Genomic DNA, 16,987 nt, shown 5'->3' with positions numbered 1-16,987 from the left:
AAGCGCGCTTGACCCTACACTCCGAGCTATGGCTGAGATGAGCATGAACAAAGCGATTCACGCGGCGTTCCGCCGGGATCTGCAGCGGTTCGTCGACGCGTTGGGGGCGTTTTCCGCGGGGGATCAGCTGCGGGCCGAGCAGCTCGCGACGGCATGGGCGAACTTCGACGAACAGTTGACCCGCCATCACGAAGGTGAGCACGACATCGCCTGGCCGGCCTTGGAATCGGTCGGGGTGAGCCGCGATCTGCTGACCCAGATGGACGCCGAGCACGACACGATGGCGACCGCGTTGGCCAAGGCCCGCGAGGCGATCGCGTCCCTTCGCCGTACCGCGAGCGCCGAGGATGCGGCGACCGCACTGACCGCGATGCAGGAGCTGCAGCGGGTGACCGTGCTGCATATGGATCACGAGGAGTCGGAGATCGAGGGGGTGTACCTGGAGAAGCAGGACACCGCCGAGATGAAGGCGATGGGCCGGCAGTTCGCCAAGGTCAGCCCGGCGCAAGGCGGTACGTTCTTCGCCTGGGCCCTCGACGGCGCCGCCCCCGACGAGACCGCCGCCATCACCGGCACGGTCCCGAAGCCCGTCCTCACCATCATCAGCGGCGTCTTCGGCCGCAACTACCGCAAGTCGGTCGCCCCGGTCTGGCGCAGCTGACCTCGACAAGACGGAACAGCCGCGCGCTCGAACAGGCGCGGCTGTTCAGACACCCGGGATGGGGCGTTCGGCCAGGGTGAGGCGGTAGGCGACCTGGAGGACTCGTTCGCGGACCTCGGCGACCTCGCCATCGCCGTCGACCTCGTGCACCAGGCCGCGGTCGCCGTACAGCTCGATCAGCGGGACGGTGTGGTCGGCGTACACCTTGAGGCGGCGCCGGATCACGTCCTCGGTGTCGTCGGAGCGGTGCTCGATCTCGGCTCGCCGGAGCAGACGCCGTACCAGGACCTCCTGGTCGACCCGCAGGACGACGACCGCGTCGAGTCGGCGTTCCTGCGTGGTGAGGAGCTCGTCGAGTACGGCGGCCTGTTCGAGGGTGCGCGGGTAGCCGTCGAGGAGGAAGCCCGGCCGGGCGTCGTCCTCGGCCAGCCGCTCGCGGACCATCGCGATCGTCACGTCGTCGGGCACGTACGCACCGGAGTCGAGATACTGCTGGGCTCTCCGGCCGAGGTCCGTCCCGGCGGCGACCTGGGCGCGGAAGATGTCGCCGGTCGAGATGGCCGGTACGGCGGCTTGCTCGGCGAGCATGTCGGCGTGCGTGCCCTTCCCGGCACCCGGCGGACCCATCAGGACGACAGTCGTCACAGCTCGCCCCTCCTGACTCTCGGTAAGTTCAATCAGGGTAGGCGAGCCGGACGCTTGGCGGTACGTCGTACGTCACGTCTCGCTGAGCGAGATCCCAGCGAGACCCGCAGCCGTGACCCGAGTCACCGATTGAGCATGTCCCAGGTGGACAGACAGAAGGGGTGACCGGCCGGGTCCGCGAAGACCAGGCAGTGGTCGGAGTTGGGCTGGTGGGAGTACTTGGTGGCCCCCGCGGCCAGGACCTGGGACGCGGCGGCATCCAGGTCGTCGACGTAGAAGTCGAGGTGGAACTGGATCGGAACCGTCGGCTCCGGCCAGGTGGGCGGGACATGGGCCGGATCGCTCTGGAAGTCGATCCGGCCCCCTGGCCCGTCCATGGTCGCCCAGACGTGGTCGGAGTACGCGATCCGCCCACCGGTGATCTCCGCGTAGAACGCCGCCAGTTCGAGGGCGTTCGGGCAGTTGAGCGTCGGCGAGCTCAGGCGGATCGCGGGCATCGTCACATCACCGGCCGCAACTCGACGGTGTCTCCGGGACCGGCGAAGCGGGACGCCAGTTCCTCGGCCCGTTCCCGGGAGGCGACGTCGATCAGGAAGAAGCCGGCGAGTTGCTCCTTCGTCTCGGCGTACGGCCCATCGGTCGCCACCCGGCGGCCCTTCGAGCCGACCCGGTAGATCGTCGACGCAGTCGGCGCCCCCAACGCCTCGGCCGTCACGAACTCCCCCGACGCCGAGATCTCGGCCAGCATCTCCTCGAACTCCTTGTGCATCGCCGCCCGCTCGTCGTCCGGGATCGCCCGCCCCACCTCGGTGAAGTCGATCGTCGGGTGCCCCCACGGCTCCGGGTTCGAATAGATCAGAATCAGGTACTTCATCACAACCTCCTCCACGACGACGCACTGTGCGCCATCACCACGTAGGTCGGAACCCCAGATCAGCCCTCGACATTTGCCTGCGCATCCGAGTCTGGCCTAATCCGATTGCACACCAGGTCAGTGCACCGGCAGGCTGGCCGGCATGTTGGCCGGGGATGTGGTGAACGAATGGCGAACGCGCGGGTTTGTGATCCTGCCCGGGTTCTTGTCGGCCAAGGAACTGTCGCCGGCACTCAGCGACCTGCCGACGATGTTTCCGACCCCCGAGGGATTCCACGACGGCACGGACGATCGTCGCGTCAGGTACGTCGACGACGAGTTCGACGGAATCGACGCGTTTCCGTTCGCCAGCACCGCATTCAGCCTGCTCGCCGTTCACCCCAGGATCGTCGGACTCGCGGAGACACTGCTCGGACAAACAGATCTGCGACTCTCGTCGGCCGAGGCCTGGGCGAAGTACACCGGTGCCACGACGTACGACCAGGAGTTGCATCGCGACTACCTGAACCAGACGATCCTGGTGCCATCCACCGAGGATCGCTACCAGCACCTCGAGCTGTTCGTCTTCCTCGTCGACGTCCCGGAGGAACTCGGACCGCCGCACCTGGTGTCGTACGACCACACCGCGGACCTGCCGATGAACCCGAACTTCTACCCACGCAACGGCGGTGCAGGCGACTTCGTCTCCCCCGACGACAACACCCACTTGTACGACGCCGAGCAGTCCGGCTCCGCGCCCGCAGGAACGGTGATCGCGTTCAACACGCGTACCTTCCACCGCGGCACCGGTCTGCGGAAGCCTCGCGGGGCGCGGTACTCGATGCAGCTCATCTACCGGCCGGCTGAGGCCGATTGGGGCCAGCGCATCGCGTGGGCGCCGCGCAGCCACGAGCCGGCGTGGTACGAGTTCGTCCACAACGCAACTCCTCGCCAGCTCGAGCTCTTCGGATTCCCGGCACCCGGCCATCCGTTCTGGACCGACGAAACCCTGAGCGGCATCAGTCAGCGCTACCCGAAGCTCGACATCACTCCTTGGCGAACCTAGTTGCGCCCCCGACGACACCACCCACTTGTACGACGCGGGGGCCACTGGCGGGTTGTTTCGCCGCTGGCGTGGAAATAACCCGCCAGCCAGCACACTGCCCGCCACCCGCCGGCACCCGCGCGACCGCGAGGTCGTCACATCTGGCTCGCGGGGAACGTCAGAGGGGTGGGGCCCGGAGGTGGGTCGTGATGAGTGGAGGAACTGTGGGCGTGATGCTTGTGACGGGTGGAACCGGGACGTTGGGGCGGCTGGTGGTGCCGTTGGTGGTGGAGGCGGGGTGGAAGGTCAGGGTGCTGAGCCGACACCCCAAGGACGACGGGGTCGAGCATGTGGCGGCGGACCTGTTGCAGGGGGACGGGATCGATGACGCTCTGAACGACGTGGACGTCGTGATCCATCTCGCGGGTGGGCCGAAGGGGGATGACGTCGGCACGCGGAATCTCGTGCGGGCTGCGGAGCGGGCCGGGGTCAAACACCTGGTGCACATCTCGGTGACCGCGGTGGATCAACTCCCGCTGACGTACTTCAAGTCCAAGCTGGGCGCGGAACAGGCCGTGCGGGAGTCCTCGGTGCCGTGGACGGTACTGCGGGTCGCGCAGGTCCACGACTTCGCCTGGAACACCGCGCGCATGATGGCGAAGCTCCCGGTGCTGCCGATCCCCGGTGGCGTGCGGTTCCAGCCGGTGGACGGGCGCGACGTCGCGGCGCGGCTCGTCGAGCTGGCGCTGGGCGAGCCGGCCGGCCTCGTCCCGGACCTGGTCGGCCCGAAGGTGTACAGCCTGGGCGACCTCGCCCGCGACTACCTGCGCACCACCGGCAAGCACCGGTTGTCGATGCCGGTCCGCGCTCCAGGCAAGGCAGGCAAGGTCTACCGGGCCGGCGGAAACCTGACCCTGACCGGCGCCACCACCGGCCACCGCACCTGGGAAGCCTTCCTCGCCGAGCAATCCTGAGCGCCGCCGCCACCACTGGCGGGTTGTTTCACCGCTGGCGCCCAACAACCCGCCAGCCGGCACACAACCCGCCATCCACGCCCACCCCGGCCACCCCGGGCGCTAGACGGGGAGGTACGGATCGAGTAGCTCGGTCAGGGCCGGGACCGGCGTCGGGTCGGTGGCGAGCCAGCGGGCGATGCCGGCCAGGAAGTCTGCCGCCTGTACTCGCGGATCGTGCCTGGAGTCGACCTGCTTGAGGCTGAGGAGTGGTGGCGGTGCCGGCGCGACGGCCTCGGCCAGGTAGGCGCCGAGCCGCGCCATCCGACCTCGGGTGAGCGCGCTCTGCTCGTCGTGCACCACCGCGACCGACCGCTGCCCGGCGCTCCAGAACAACACCGTGTCGGCCACCGCGGGCACCATCGGTTCGAGCGGAGGCGGGATCGAACGATCGTCGTCGATCAACCGCAGCAGCACCTCCTCGACCCGCGCCCGCGTCACCTCGCGCAGAACCGGCACATCGGCCGGCAGCAACGCGAAGAACCGGTCGATCGCGGCATGGTCGAGCAGCCGCAGTCGCTTGGTCCGCGTCATCGTGAGGAACGCGTCCAGGAAGTCGGTCCGATCCCGGAACCGCGCCACGGCTTCCCCATGATCCCGGGCCAGCCGGGTGCCGTCGCCGTACGACGGCTCGTCGACGAGCAACTCGATCACCCGCCCGGCGACGTACGACGTCTTGTCGATGACATGGACATGGGCGTGCCCGCACAGCGTGGTGAGGAACCACTCCAGCGCGGGTCGCTGCTCGGGCCGGAGCAGCAGGTTGGACTTGTACTCCGTGGTCCCTCGACGGCGGAACCGGGACTGCAGGATGGCGACCAGTTCGGCGGCCTCCGGTACGTCGAGATCCACACTGGCGTGGGTGATCACGGGCGACTCGGGGTCCAGGAGATTGCTCCCGGAGAACCCCGACTCGTCACACGCGATCTCGACCGACGCCGATGATGACGTGGGGTGCATGAGAAGAGCTCCAAGGCTGGTGGACTGCACGCTGAAGGGGCCCGTCGCGTGGACGGGCGTGATCAGGCGGGAAACCGCGTGATCAGTGAGCGGCAGCAGCAGCCTGAGCAGACATGTGACCCATCATCGGTGCGATCCGGGTCGATCCACCAGTGAATTGTCAGGGCTTGCGCGCGAGAGCGACGTACAGCAGCAGGGCGGCGCCGGTCGGGCCGAGCTTCTGCTCGGCGGGCGGCCACCACCCGGTCAGGTCGTCGACCAGACCTGGCTCGATCAACTCGAAACCGGCCACGATCTCGGCGAGTTCCACGGGAGCGCGGAACGTGACGGCCGGGAAGGACTCCTTCAGCTTGTCCTCGACCGCGGTCGCGAACTCGCCCAGCCGGCTGCCGTTCCGGAAATTCACCGGATGCGTGATCGCCAGGTACGACCCGGGCGGCACCGCGGCCAGGTATTCGGAGACCAACCGCCGAACCTGTCTGGTGTCCGGGATCGCGTGCAGCACCAGCCCGAGGATGATCCCGACCGGCCGGTTCAGGTCGAGCGCCTCGGTGACGACCGGATGCTCGAGCACGGACTCCGGGTCGGTCAGGTCGGCGCCGGCGAAGAACGTGCTGTGGTCGTCGGCGAGCAGCGCCTGACCGTGTGAGATCGCCATCAGGTCGTTGTCGACGTACACGACCTTCGCCTGCGGATCGGCCTTCAGTGCGACTTCGTGGGTGTTCGGCGCGGCCGGCAGGCCGCAACCGAGGTCGAGGAGCTGACGCACACCGTCGCTGATCATCCAGCGGACCGCGTCGCCCAGCCAGCGCCGGTTCTCCCGGGCCAGGTCCGGTGCCTCGGGCGCGATCTCCAGGACTTCCCGGAACAGCCTGCGGTCCACTTCGTAGCTGTTCTTACCGCCGAGGAACAGGTCGTAGAGCCGGGCCTCGGAGGGCCGGTGGAGGTCGAGGTCGAGTAGCACCTGGCGGGCCTCGTTCCGCTCCGGCATGGCCCCGATCCACCTCGTTCCCGAATCCGAAAAGGTCGATTGCCGGAAGGCTACCGGCACCACCGGCCGTGATCGCACCGGGGCTGTGGCGCGGAACCCGGCCCCCATCCGTCCCACCCCACGGGAGATCTGGTCACCTCGTTGGCAAACGCTTGCCAGCGCAGTCGACCGCCCACAGACTGGGCAGCCACATCCGGATCCCGCCCCGAGTCACCCCCGGAGGACGCCATGCATCGCCGTACCTTCCTGGCCACCGCCCTCGGCGCCGGCCTGACCGCCACCGCCACACTGCCGGCCACCGCACTGCCAGCCACCGCGCTGCCCGCGACGGCCAGTCCCGGCACCCGGACACACACCCGGCCCGTCCGGGCCCGAACCCTCGACGAACTCCGGCAGGCGATCGCGGCAGCCCACCCCGGCACCGAGATCGTGGTTGCCAATGGCACGTACGACGTTCCCGGCGACGAGACCATCGCGATCCAAGGCAGGCACGGGAGCGGCGGCGCACCGATCGTGATCCGGGCCGAGACCGTCGGCGGCGTGACGCTGACCGGGAATCGTGGGTTCGTGTTCGGCGACTCGTCGTACGTGACGGTCAGCGGGTTCACGCTGAAGCAACGGACGACCTTCGAGGTCCCGACCACTTGTCACCACGTGACGATCAGCCGCAATGACCTTCAGCTCGCCGACATCGAGGGGATGCACTGGCTGATGGTCCGCGGCGACTCGACCACCGTGGAACGCAACCACTTCCACGGGAAGTCGACGCTCGGGATCTTCCTCGGCGTCGAGGGACCGGGGTCGGACGGGATGGCGCAGGGTGTGCGGATCGTCCGCAACTACTTCTCCGACCACACCTTCGCCGGCGACAACGGCGGCGAACCGATCCGGCTCGGCCTCAGCGGCCGCTCGCTGAGCGACGCCGGCGCACTGGTCGAGCAGAATCTGTTCGAGCGTGCGAACGGCGATCCGGAGGCGATCTCGGTCAAGTCGTCCGGCAACACGATCCGGCAGAACACCATCCGCGACAGCCTCGGCGGCATCGTGCTCCGGCACGGCAACCGGTCGCGGATCGAGGCCAACTTCATCCTTGCCGGGAGCAACGGAATCCGGATCTACGGCAACGATCACCTGATCGTGAACAACTACACCGAGCAGATCGGCGGCTCCGGAATCGTTCTCGGCAGCGGCAGCGTGCGCGACCACAAACCGGAGGACTCACCGGAGAGCCGCCAAGGCAACGACGCCCCGGACCGGGTGACGATCGCGCTCAACACCGTCCTCGCCTGCGGTACGGCGATCAGCGGGGAGTCGCAGCGGACCCTGCCACCACTGGGCTGCTCGATCACCGACAATCTGCTGATCGGCGACTCCGGCAAGCAGTTGGTGTCGATGCCCTACCTGGACGGCATCGCGTGGTCCGGCAACCTCTGCTGGGGCGCCGCGGCCGACGGCAACATCCCGGTCGATGGATTCTCCCGCAAGGACCCGAAGCTCGCGGCCGGCTCCGACGGAATCCGCCGCCTGACGTCCTCGAGTCCCGCGATCAACGCCGCAAGCAAGAGCTACCCGAATGTGCCGAAGGACCTCGACGGTCAGCCGCGCACCGGCAGGGCGGATGTCGGCGCCGACGAGTACAGCACGGCCTCTGCGATCAACCGCCCGCTCACTCCGTCGGACGTGGGCCCGGCGTCCCGATGAGTTTTCTCCTGCTCGCTCGTCTCAACAGGAACCAACCAACGAGCGAGCAGGAGGACCCATGGCGAAGGTGCTGTATTCGGTGACGATGTCGGTCGACGGCTTCATCACCGGCCCGGACGGCGACATGCAGTGGATGCGCCCGTACCTCGGCCCGAACCCGGAGGTCGACGAACTGATCCCCCGGATCGGCTCGATCCTGGCCGGGCGCCGGTCGCACGACGGGGACGACCCGCACAAAGGCGAAGCCGGCGAGGGCCAGGCATTCGGCGGCGGGTGGAGTGGCCCGCTGTTCGTGCTCACGCACCGCCCACCGAACGGTCCCGAGCCGGGCGTCACGTACGTCGACGAGTTCGCGAAGGCGCTCTCGATGGCGAGGGAGGCGGCCGGCGACAAGTACGTCAACGTGATCGGCGCGAACGTTGCCAAGCAGTGCATCGAGGCCGGCGAACTGGACGAAGTACTGCTGCTGTTCGTCCCGGTCATGCTCGGGGACGGCACCCGCCTGTTCGACCAGCCGGGCGGCCGAACCGTCGGCCTCGAACGCCTGAGCGTGACCGGCAACGAGCTCGCGACCAACCTCTGGTTCAAGGTGGTGCGCTAGAAGTCTGCGGCGGTCGAGTGCATCACCGCGCGGATCTCGACGGATCGCCCGGCGGTCTGGGAGTCCGGCAGTAGGCGGGCGAGCTCGACCGCCCGCTCGCGGCTCTCCACGTCGATCAGGTAGTAGGCGTCGATGGCGGCCGGAGCCGCTCGATCGGGCATGTGCACGGCCAGTTGTGGGTCGGCCAGCACCTCACCACAGACCAGTTCGCCCGCGTCGTACGCGGCTCGTTCGAACTCGTCGCGGCGCAGCGGCTGCCCGCCGTCGCCCTGCAGGATCACCAGGAATTTCATCGGCGCTCTCCTCTCACTGGTACGACGGAGCTGAGGGAGCGGATTTGACATGATGGCCGGATGTTGGTGCGCACCGAGCGGTTGAGCCTGCGTCGCTTCACCCCCGAGGACGCGGAGGCGTTCGCGGCGTACCGGTCGGATCCGGACGTTGCGCGCTACCAGTCGTGGGACGCACCACTCCCGCCGGCCGAGGCGCTCAAGACTGTCGAGGACTTCGCGGACGGCGATCCGATGAAGCCAGGCTGGTTCCAGTACGCCATCGACCTGGACGGCGTACTGATCGGCGACATCGGCCTCAACCTGCACGAGAACCTCAGGCAGGCCGAACTCGGCTTCACCCTGGCCCCCGAGCACCAGGGCAAGGGCTACGCGACCGAGGCGGTCCGCGGCCTCCTCGACCAGCTGTTCGTCGAGCGCAATCTGCATCGCGTCTCGGCCGAGTGCGACGCCCGCAACACGGCGTCGGCCCGGCTGCTCGAACGCCTCGGCTTCCGGCAAGAGGGTCTGCGACTGTCGAACAGCTGGTTCAAGGGCGAGTGGACCGACGACCTCCTCTTCGGCCTGCTTCGATCCGACTACCTCAGCTGACGGCCTTCGCGGCCCACGCGCGTGCGGTCAGCCGGATCGAACCGTCCGCCTCGATCGGCAACCGCGCGCGCACCGCCTCCCGCAGCGTCTCCTGATCCGGCTCGGCCAGGCCGCGCAGGTACGCCGGCGCCGGCCCCTGCCCACCCAGGAACGGCTGCCAGTAGTCGTCGAACGACGTGAACTCCGTCGGTACGACGATCGCCCGCGTGCTGACCGTGGTGAACCCAGCGTCGGTGAACAGTCCTTCGAGGCCCTCAGCCGTACAGAACGGGAAGCGGACCGCTTCATCGTGTTCGCGATCCTGTGGACGTACTTCGATCATCGCGTCGAAGAAGTTCCGCATCAGCTGCATGCCTTCGGCGTAGTCCCAGACGTACGCGCCGACCGTCGACCCGATCTCCCGCATCCGCCGCAGCGCCTCGGCCCGCTCCGGGACGAAGTTGAGAACGAGCCCGGCGACCACCACGTCGTACGGGCCGTCCGGCAGTTCGGTCGCCGATCTGACCTCGAAGCTCGCACGCTCGTCACGGACCTGCTGCCGGGCGTACTCGATGAAGCCGGCCGACGGGTCGACGCCGAGCACCGAAGCTGGACCCGCCGTACGCAGGATCGTGCTGGTCAATGCGCCGGTGCCGCAGCCGACGTCGAGCCAGCGCAGGCCGGTGGGCTGGTCCAGCCAGCTCACGAAGTCGGCGGCGACCAGCCGGCTCCATCGGCCCACGTAGGACTCGTAGATCTCACCGCTCGACCACTGGGTCACTTGCGCAGGATAGGACCGTGATGCGGGAGCGCAACACCTGTGAGCTGCTCGGCCACGGACCAGAGCCTGGCGTTGTCCTCGACGTCGAGGGAACGCTTGGGTGCGGCGGCGAGTTTGGTGGGTCCGACCAGGCCGAAGAAGTTGGACGGGCCGTAGTACGCACCGGACTGGGCGTCGGGGCTGGTCGCCGCGAACAGGAGCGGCTCGGTGCCGATCTCAACGCCTTGCGACGGGAGTGGGTTGAGGCGGTGCGCGATCCGGGTGGCGAGCGGAAGCTGGTCACGACCCAGCGAGGCGCCGGCCGTCAGCAGGTTGGTCCGAGTGAAGCCCGGGTGCGCGGCGGCGCTGAGCAGGTTCCAACCACGGTCGGCGGCGAGCTTGGCCAGATGGTTGCTCATCATCAGGTCGGCGAGCTTCGACTGCGCATACGCCAGGTTCGAGCGATAGCGACGTTCCCACTGCAGGTCGTCGAAATGGATCCGGCCGTAGTTCGCCGTCCCGCTGCTCATGGTCGCGATCCGCGGGGCCGGTGCGGCCAGCACCAGCGGCAGCAGCCGCACGGTCAGTGCGAACGGGCCGAGAAAGTTGGAGCCGAACTGCAGCTCGAACCCGTCCTTGGTGAGGTTCCTGGTCGGCGGCGTCATCACACCGGCGTTGTTCACCAGCAGGTCGAGGTGCGACTCGTCCGCGCTCAGGCTGTCGGCGAACTCCTGCACCGACGCCAGGTCGGCGAGGTCGATCCGCCGTACCTCGAGCTGGGCGTCCGGGTGTTCGGCCAGGATCTCGGCCCGGGCGGCCTCGCCCTTGGCGACGGTCCGGACCGCCATCACCACCCGCGCACCGGCGGCGGCGAGACGCTTGGTGGTCTCCTTGCCGGTGCCGCTGTTGGCGCCGGTGACGACAGCGAGCCTGCCGGTCTGGTCGGGTACGACGTACATCGTTCCTCCATAAAAGACTGATGGTCTGTTATGGCTTCGACGTTATCAGCCCGGCGGTGCGATAACAACAGACCAGCGGTCTGTAGACTGTGAGCGTGACGACATTCCAGCGGGCCCGGAGCGAGGAGCAGCGGGCCGTCCGGCGGCAGGCGATCCTGGCGACCGCGGCGGCGATGCTGGCGGAGATGCCGGTCAGCGACGTCAGCCTGAACGAGCTGAGCCGTCGCGTCGGCCTGGCGAAGTCGAACGTGCTGAAGTACTTCGAGTCGCGGGAGGCTGTCCTGCTCGAGCTCAACAGCTCCGAGCTCGCGGCCTGGGTGGAGGACCTCGCGACCGCGCTCGCCGCCGTACCGCCGGCCGCGCCGCTCGCTGAGCGGGCAGCACTGCTGGTGGATGCCGTGGTGAGCACGCTGGCCGGGCGTCCGGTGTTCTGCGATCTGATCAGCACGCAGGCGTCAGTGCTGGAGCGCAACATCTCGACCGACACCGCGATCGCGTTCAAGCGCGCGGCGGCGATCGGCTACGAACGGATGGTCGAGCTGGCCGTCGGCGCGCTACCGGAGATGGGGGAAGCGGGCGCGCGGCGCTTCATCCCGCCGGCGAGCATGCTGGCCGGGGCGGTCTGGACGCACGCCCACCCCACCCCGGCCCTGCTCGCCGCCTTCGAGGCGGATCCGTCGATCTCGGCGCTGCGGATGGAGTTCGAGCCCACCCTGCGCCAGCACGTCACGACTCTTCTCGAAGGAGTACTGCCGCGCTGATTACGGCAGGTAGTAGTTCGGGTTCGGCAGCTTGACGGTGCGGTCGGCGAACCCACCCTTCAGGTCGGAGAACTGGTCGCCGAAGTTCGCGACGATGTCGTAGCCGAGCGACTCTATGTGCGCCCGGGTGGCGGACTTGTAGTGGATCGTCGTACAGGATCCGTTCGGGTCGTTCGCACAGGCCTGCTGCAGGTAGTCCGGGTAGTCGGTCACGGCCGGCTTGGTGAACAGGCCGTCCTCGCCGTCGCGCAACGTCGTCGGCTTCGGGAAACCGGCGTCGATGCCGACGCCGTCCTCGGTCAGGTTGCCCAGCGTCGCCGCCTCCTGCGCGGTGCCGCGACCGGTCAGGAAGAAGATCGCGTAGCCCTCCCGCTCCGCGGTCTTCACCAGGTCGACCATCCCCGGTACGGCGGGGAATCGCTGGTTCAGCACGTAGTCCGCATTGGTGGCCGGGTTGAACGCCCAGTTGCTGAAGATCTCGTAGTTCCAGGTCGCCAGCGAGGTGTCGTCGACGTCCAGCAGGATCGCCTTGGTCTTCTTGGTGTGGTGCGGCGCGGAGATCCAGCGCGTGCCGGACGCGGCCGCCGACGTGGCCTCCTTGGCGTAGTTGCTGTCCGCCGCGAACGTACCGGTGCCGAGCGGATCGCCGTAGTAGTTGCGCAACTGCTGCCGCAGTACGTCGATGTTGGTGACCTGCCGCTCGGTGCGCGGCGTCGACGTCTGAATGGCCGGCTGCTGCGAGGCGGCCCCGGCCGAGTACGCGACCCCGCCGACGACCGACGTGAGCGCGACGGCGGCGACGCCGGTGAGAACCAGCCGACGCGACGGCCGGCGCCAGGAACGGATTGCCATGGTGACCTCTCCAGGAACGGGAACGCTTGCCAAGGCAAACTAACTCCATTCGGAGCCGATACACCCGCCGTACACCCCAAGTGCAGGGGAATCCTCCGCGTCAGACCTGCTTGACGTACCGATGACACGGCACCGGAATCGCACGGTCTCCCACGGTGGCGGGGTAATCGAAGGCTCCCCCGTCGCTCCAGCCACCGCGCTCGTAGAAGCGTCGCGCCCGAGCGTTGCCCGCGGCCACGGCAAGCCACGCTTCGCCGTGTCCGTTGGCTTTCACCTGTCGCTCGGCTTCACTGAGTAGCGTCCCGGCTACTCCCGAACCACGGTGGTCGCGCGAGACGTACACCTGCTCGACCTCGTCCCCGGTCACCATCACGAACCCCGCGACCTCGTCCCCCACCACCGCGACGGTGGTGTCGGCCACCCGTTCCGCGGCACGGCTCCAGAACGTCTCCTTGGTCCGCACCGCAACCAGTTCGTCCGGCACATGCCCCAGATGCCCGTCACCCCAACCGGCGTACCAGACCGCGGCAACGGCCTCGACGTCGGCGGCGGTGGCGGGGCGCAGGGTGACCGTCATTCCGTCACTGTAGGGGAGTTCACGCCGGGTCGTAGGCCAGGTTCGGCCGCAGCCAGCGCTCGATCTCCTCGACGGACAGGCCGCGGCGTACGGCGTAGTCCTCGATCTGGTCGCGGCCCAGGCGGCCGACGCTGAAGTAGCGCGACGCCGGGTTGGCGAAGATCAGACCGCTGACGGCGGCCGCCGGGGTCATCGCGAACGACTCGGTCAGGCCCAGGCCGAGCTTCTCCGCCTCGAGCAGGTGGAACAACTCCTGCTTCTCGGAATGGTCCGGGCTCGCCGGATACCCGAGCGCCGGCCGGATACCCCGGAACCGCTCGGCGTGCAGGTCCTCCAGCACCGGCTCGGCGTCCGGCTCGAACCACGCCCGCCGCGCCTCCAGGTGGATCCACTCCGCGAACGCCTCGGCCAGGCGGTCGGCCAGGGCCTTCACCATGATCGCCCGGTAGTCGTCGTTCTTCGCCTCGTACGACGACGCGAGCGCCTCGGCACCGTGGATCGCGACCCCGAACCCACCGAGGTGGTCGCCGGACGGCGCGACATAGTCGGCCAGGCACCGGTTGTGCCGTCCGGCCGGCTTCTCGGTCTGCTGGCGCAGCATCGGGAACGACACGTCCAGGCCGTCGAGGATGATGTCGTCACCCTCGCTGTGCGCCGGCCAGAACCCGTACGCACCCTCGGCCGTGAAGGAGCCGTTGGCAACGATCTCGTCCAGCAGCGTGTTCGCGTCGTCGAACAGTTCGCGCGCCACCGGCTGGTCCAGGATCGCGGGGTACTTGCCCTTCAACTCCCAGGCCAGGAACAGGAACTGCCAGTCGATCATCGCGCGCAGCGTCTCCAGGTCCGGCGACACTCGGCGCAGGCCGGTGAACGCGGGCACCGGGAGTTCGCCGTACTCGACCGGCTCGGCGTTCGCGCGCGCCTGGGCCAGCGTGAGCAACGGGCTGCGCTGCTTGTTCGCGTGCTGCTCGCGCAGCCGCTCCTGCTCAATACTGTTGCTACGGGCAAGCTCTTGTGACCGCTCGTCGTCGAGCAGGTCCGAGACCACACCGACCACCCGGGACGCATCCAGCACGTGCACAGTGGTCTGCTCGTACGCCGGGGCGATCCGGACCGCGGTGTGCTGCTTGGACGTGGTCGCGCCACCGATCAGCAACGGGAGCTTCAGTCCGCGCCGCTCCATCTCGGCGGCGACGGCAACCATCTCGTCCAGCGACGGCGTGATCAGGCCGGACAGCCCGACGGCATCGGCGCCCTCGGCAACGGCCGTGTCCAGGATCCTTGCCGCCGGCACCATCACGCCGAGGTCGATCACCTCGTAGTTGTTGCAGCCGAGGACGACGCCGACGATGTTCTTGCCGATGTCGTGGACGTCGCCCTTGACCGTGGCCAGCACGACCTTGCCCTGGCCGCGCACCATCTCGGCACGGCCCTCCCGCCGGGCCTGCTCCTTCTCCGCCTCCATGAACGGCTCCAGGTAGGCGACCGAGCGCTTCATCACCCGGGCGCTCTTGACCACCTGCGGCAGGAACATCTTGCCGGCGCCGAACAGGTCGCCGACGATCTTCATGCCGTCCATCAGCGGACCCTCGATCACCTCGAGCGGACGGGGCAGCTGTTTGCGCGCCTCCTCGGTGTCCTCCTCGATGAAGTCGACGATGCCGTGCACCAGTGCGTGCGACAGCCGCTCCTGCACGGTGCCCTCGCGCCAGGTCAGGTCGACCTCGCGCTTGGTGCCCTTGCCCTTCACGTTCTCGGCGAAGCTGACCAGCCGGTCGGTGGCGTCGTCGCGCCGGTCGAAGATGACGTCCTCGACCAGCTCGAGCAGATCCTTCGGGATGTCCTCGTAGACGGCCAGCTGGCCGGCGTTCACGATTCCCATGTCCAGGCCGACCTTGCCCGCGTGGTAGAGGAAGGCCGAGTGCATCGCCTCGCGGACGATGTCGTTGCCACGGAACGAGAACGACAGGTTCGAGATCCCGCCGCTGATGTGCACGCCCGGGCAGCGTTCCTTGATCAGCGGCAGGGCGTCGATGAAGTTCTTCGCGTAGCCGTTGTGCTCGGACATGCCGGTGGCGACGGCGAGCACGTTCGGGTCGAAGATGATGTCCTCGGCCGGGAAGCCGATCCCGGTGAGCAGGTCGTACGCGCGGCCGCAGATCGCGACCTTGCGCTCGACGGTGTCGGCCTGGCCCTGCTCGTCGAAGGCCATCACCACCGCGCCGGCGCCGTAGTCGCGAATCCGCCGGGCCCGGTCGAGGAACTCCTCCTCGCCCTCCTTCAGGCTGATCGAGTTGACCACGCCCTTGCCCTGCACACACTTCAGCCCGGCCTCGAGCACCGTCCACTTCGAGCTGTCGATCATGATCGGGATCCGGGCCACCTCGGGCTCGGTCGCGATCAGGTTCAGGAACGTGGTCATCGCCTGCTCGCTGTCGAGCAGGTCGGCGTCCATGTTCACGTCCAGCAGGTTCGCGCCGCCGCGGACCTGCTCCAGCGCCACGTCGACCGCGGCCTGGTGGTTGTCGCCCTCGATCAGCCGGCGGAACTTCGCCGAGCCGGTCACGTTGGTCCGCTCGCCGATCATCACGAACCCGGTGTCCGCACCGATCTTGAACGGCTCGAGGCCGGAGAACCGGCTGGTGTGGTCGGTCGGTACGACGGTCCGCGGCGGGAGATCGCGCACCGCTTCGGCGATCTTCGCGATGTGGGCAGGCGTCGTGCCGCAGCAGCCACCGACGATGTTGACGAGACCGGAGTCGGCGAACTCCTGCAGCATTCCGGACGTCTGGTCCGGTGTCTCGTCGTACCCACCGAACGCGTTCGGTAGGCCGGCGTTCGGGTGCGAGGCGACGTAGGTGTCGGCGAACCGCGCGAGGTCCGCCACGTGCGGGCGCATCTCGGCAGCGCCGAGCGAGCAGTTGACGCCGACGACCAGCGGCTTGGCGTGCTCGACCGAGCTCCAGAACGCCTCGACCGTCTGGCCCGAGAGGGTCCGGCCGCTCAGGTCCACGATCGTCACCGAGATCCACAGCGGCAGCTCCGGCGCGACCTCGCGGGCCGCGGTGACGGCGGCCTTCGCGTTCAGGGTGTCGAAGATGGTCTCGATCAGCAGCAGGTCCACGCCGCCCTCGGCCAGCGCCGCGATCTGCTCGGCGTACGAGGCCTTCACCTGCTCGAACGTCACCGCGCGGTACGACGGGTCCTCGACCCGCGGCGACAGCGACAAGGTCACGTTCAGCGGGCCGATCGAGCCGGCAACGAACCGCCCACCGGCCTCGTCCGCGGCCTGCCGGGCGAGCTTCGCCGCGGCGATGTTCATCTCGCGCACGTACTCCTGCATGCCGTAGTCGGCCTGCCCGATGCTCGTCGCGGTGAACGTGTTCGTGGTGGTGATATCGGCGCCGGCCGCGAGGTACTGCCGGTGGACGTCGAGGATGACGTCGGGCCGTGTCAGGGCGAGCACGTCGGGGTCACCCGTGACGTCGTGGGTGTGGTCACCGAACCGGTCGCCCTGGTAGTCCTCGGGCTTCAGCTTCGCGCCCTGCAGCATCGTGCCCCAGGCGCCGTCGAGCACTGCGATCCGCTGATCCAGCAGCTCCCGTAGCGCAGTTTCCGTCATCTGCCGTCCCCTCCAGAGTGACTCCGGAGGCGCCCTTGCAGTCGAAGCCACCAGTCGAGCGTGGCGGACCCGGCGGTCCGTTGCAGCGCCTCTCGGACTGGCCGACCCATGTTAGCGGCGTCGTTC

At 68.4% G+C, this 16,987-nt stretch carries 18 protein-coding genes; 7 read left to right on the top strand and 11 right to left on the bottom strand.

What is annotated here, in order from left to right; translation table 11 throughout:
* Window positions 1-28 precede the first annotated feature (28 nt).
* Window positions 29-661: a hemerythrin domain-containing protein gene (locus tag AB0I34_RS22775; protein WP_360447985.1), complete on the top strand. Its 633-nt coding sequence runs from the start codon at window positions 29-31 to the stop codon at window positions 659-661.
* A gap of 45 nt (window positions 662-706) precedes the next feature.
* Here AB0I34_RS22775 and AB0I34_RS22770 read toward each other — a convergent pair whose 3' ends face one another.
* From AB0I34_RS22770 to AB0I34_RS22760, 3 genes are all read right to left on the bottom strand, one after another.
* On the bottom strand, window positions 707-1,306 hold the full coding sequence (locus AB0I34_RS22770; RefSeq protein WP_360447983.1) for an adenylate kinase: 600 nt from the start codon (window positions 1,304-1,306) through the stop codon (window positions 707-709).
* 122 nt (window positions 1,307-1,428) lie between these two features.
* On the bottom strand, window positions 1,429-1,803 hold the full coding sequence (locus AB0I34_RS22765) for a VOC family protein (protein ID WP_360447981.1): 375 nt from the start codon (window positions 1,801-1,803) through the stop codon (window positions 1,429-1,431).
* Between the two features lie 2 nt (window positions 1,804-1,805).
* Window positions 1,806-2,180, bottom strand: a complete 375-nt coding sequence (locus AB0I34_RS22760) for a YciI family protein (protein ID WP_360447979.1) — start codon at window positions 2,178-2,180, stop codon at window positions 1,806-1,808.
* A gap of 142 nt (window positions 2,181-2,322) precedes the next feature.
* Between AB0I34_RS22760 and AB0I34_RS22755 the strand changes: the two genes are divergently transcribed.
* Window positions 2,323-3,225, top strand: a complete 903-nt coding sequence (locus tag AB0I34_RS22755; RefSeq protein WP_360447977.1) for a phytanoyl-CoA dioxygenase family protein — start codon at window positions 2,323-2,325, stop codon at window positions 3,223-3,225.
* A 188-nt stretch (window positions 3,226-3,413) separates the two neighbouring features.
* On the top strand, window positions 3,414-4,178 hold the full coding sequence (locus AB0I34_RS22750) for an NAD(P)H-binding protein (RefSeq protein ID WP_360447975.1): 765 nt from the start codon (window positions 3,414-3,416) through the stop codon (window positions 4,176-4,178).
* Window positions 4,179-4,280: 102 nt separating this feature from the next.
* On the opposite strand, the gene AB0I34_RS22745 is transcribed toward AB0I34_RS22750, so the two are convergent.
* Together AB0I34_RS22745 and AB0I34_RS22740 are read right to left on the bottom strand one after the other, a co-directional pair.
* On the bottom strand, window positions 4,281-5,177 hold the full coding sequence (locus AB0I34_RS22745; protein WP_360447972.1) for a DUF3800 domain-containing protein: 897 nt from the start codon (window positions 5,175-5,177) through the stop codon (window positions 4,281-4,283).
* Between the two features lie 160 nt (window positions 5,178-5,337).
* On the bottom strand, window positions 5,338-6,168 hold the full coding sequence (locus tag AB0I34_RS22740; protein ID WP_360447970.1) for an SAM-dependent methyltransferase: 831 nt from the start codon (window positions 6,166-6,168) through the stop codon (window positions 5,338-5,340).
* Window positions 6,169-6,396: 228 nt separating this feature from the next.
* On the opposite strand from AB0I34_RS22740, the gene AB0I34_RS22735 reads away from it, so the two are divergent.
* Together AB0I34_RS22735 and AB0I34_RS22730 are read left to right on the top strand one after the other, a co-directional pair.
* Complete coding sequence (locus AB0I34_RS22735; RefSeq protein ID WP_360447968.1) at window positions 6,397-7,869, top strand: polysaccharide lyase 6 family protein; 1,473 nt, start codon at window positions 6,397-6,399, stop codon at window positions 7,867-7,869.
* Between the two features lie 58 nt (window positions 7,870-7,927).
* Window positions 7,928-8,470 (top strand): dihydrofolate reductase family protein, encoded by a 543-nt coding sequence (locus tag AB0I34_RS22730; RefSeq protein ID WP_360447964.1) that lies wholly within the window; start codon window positions 7,928-7,930, stop codon window positions 8,468-8,470.
* On the opposite strand, the gene AB0I34_RS22725 is transcribed toward AB0I34_RS22730, so the two are convergent.
* On the bottom strand, window positions 8,467-8,763 hold the full coding sequence (locus AB0I34_RS22725; RefSeq protein ID WP_360447962.1) for a hypothetical protein: 297 nt from the start codon (window positions 8,761-8,763) through the stop codon (window positions 8,467-8,469). The genes AB0I34_RS22730 and AB0I34_RS22725 overlap by 4 nt on opposite strands.
* Window positions 8,764-8,823: 60 nt before the next feature.
* Here AB0I34_RS22725 and AB0I34_RS22720 point away from each other — a divergent pair, with 60 nt between their 5' ends.
* Entirely contained in the window at window positions 8,824-9,351 is a 528-nt protein-coding gene (locus tag AB0I34_RS22720; protein ID WP_360447959.1) for a GNAT family protein, read from the top strand.
* Here AB0I34_RS22720 and AB0I34_RS22715 read toward each other — a convergent pair.
* On the bottom strand, window positions 9,344-10,111 hold the full coding sequence (locus AB0I34_RS22715) for a class I SAM-dependent methyltransferase (RefSeq protein ID WP_360447956.1): 768 nt from the start codon (window positions 10,109-10,111) through the stop codon (window positions 9,344-9,346). The two genes, AB0I34_RS22720 and AB0I34_RS22715, sit on opposite strands and share 8 nt — an antisense overlap.
* The gene (locus AB0I34_RS22710; RefSeq protein WP_360447953.1) at window positions 10,108-11,049 is read right to left on the bottom strand and encodes an SDR family oxidoreductase; all 942 of its coding nucleotides are present in this window, start codon (window positions 11,047-11,049) and stop codon (window positions 10,108-10,110) included. The genes AB0I34_RS22715 and AB0I34_RS22710 overlap by 4 nt, the downstream gene beginning before the upstream one ends.
* Before the next feature lie 95 nt (window positions 11,050-11,144).
* Here AB0I34_RS22710 and AB0I34_RS22705 point away from each other — a divergent pair, with 95 nt between their 5' ends.
* On the top strand, window positions 11,145-11,810 hold the full coding sequence (locus AB0I34_RS22705) for a TetR family transcriptional regulator (RefSeq protein ID WP_360447951.1): 666 nt from the start codon (window positions 11,145-11,147) through the stop codon (window positions 11,808-11,810).
* Here the strand turns inward: AB0I34_RS22705 and AB0I34_RS22700 are convergent, their stop codons facing one another.
* The 3 genes from AB0I34_RS22700 to metH form a co-directional block, all read right to left on the bottom strand.
* Window positions 11,811-12,662 carry an HAD family acid phosphatase gene (locus AB0I34_RS22700; protein WP_360447947.1) on the bottom strand — a complete coding sequence of 284 codons (852 nt, stop codon included), beginning with the start codon at window positions 12,660-12,662 and terminating at the stop codon, window positions 11,811-11,813.
* Window positions 12,663-12,762: 100 nt separating this feature from the next.
* Window positions 12,763-13,239 (bottom strand): GNAT family N-acetyltransferase, encoded by a 477-nt coding sequence (locus AB0I34_RS22695; protein WP_360447945.1) that lies wholly within the window; start codon window positions 13,237-13,239, stop codon window positions 12,763-12,765.
* 19 nt (window positions 13,240-13,258) lie between these two features.
* Window positions 13,259-16,861, bottom strand: coding sequence for a methionine synthase (gene metH, locus AB0I34_RS22690; protein ID WP_360447943.1), 3,603 nt, complete (start codon window positions 16,859-16,861; stop codon window positions 13,259-13,261).
* Window positions 16,862-16,987: the final 126 nt, after the last annotated feature.

The organism is Kribbella sp. NPDC050281 (assembly GCF_040655855.1).
Lineage (GTDB): Bacteria > Actinomycetota > Actinomycetes > Propionibacteriales > Kribbellaceae > Kribbella.
This window is presented reverse-complemented; position numbering and strand designations above follow the sequence as displayed.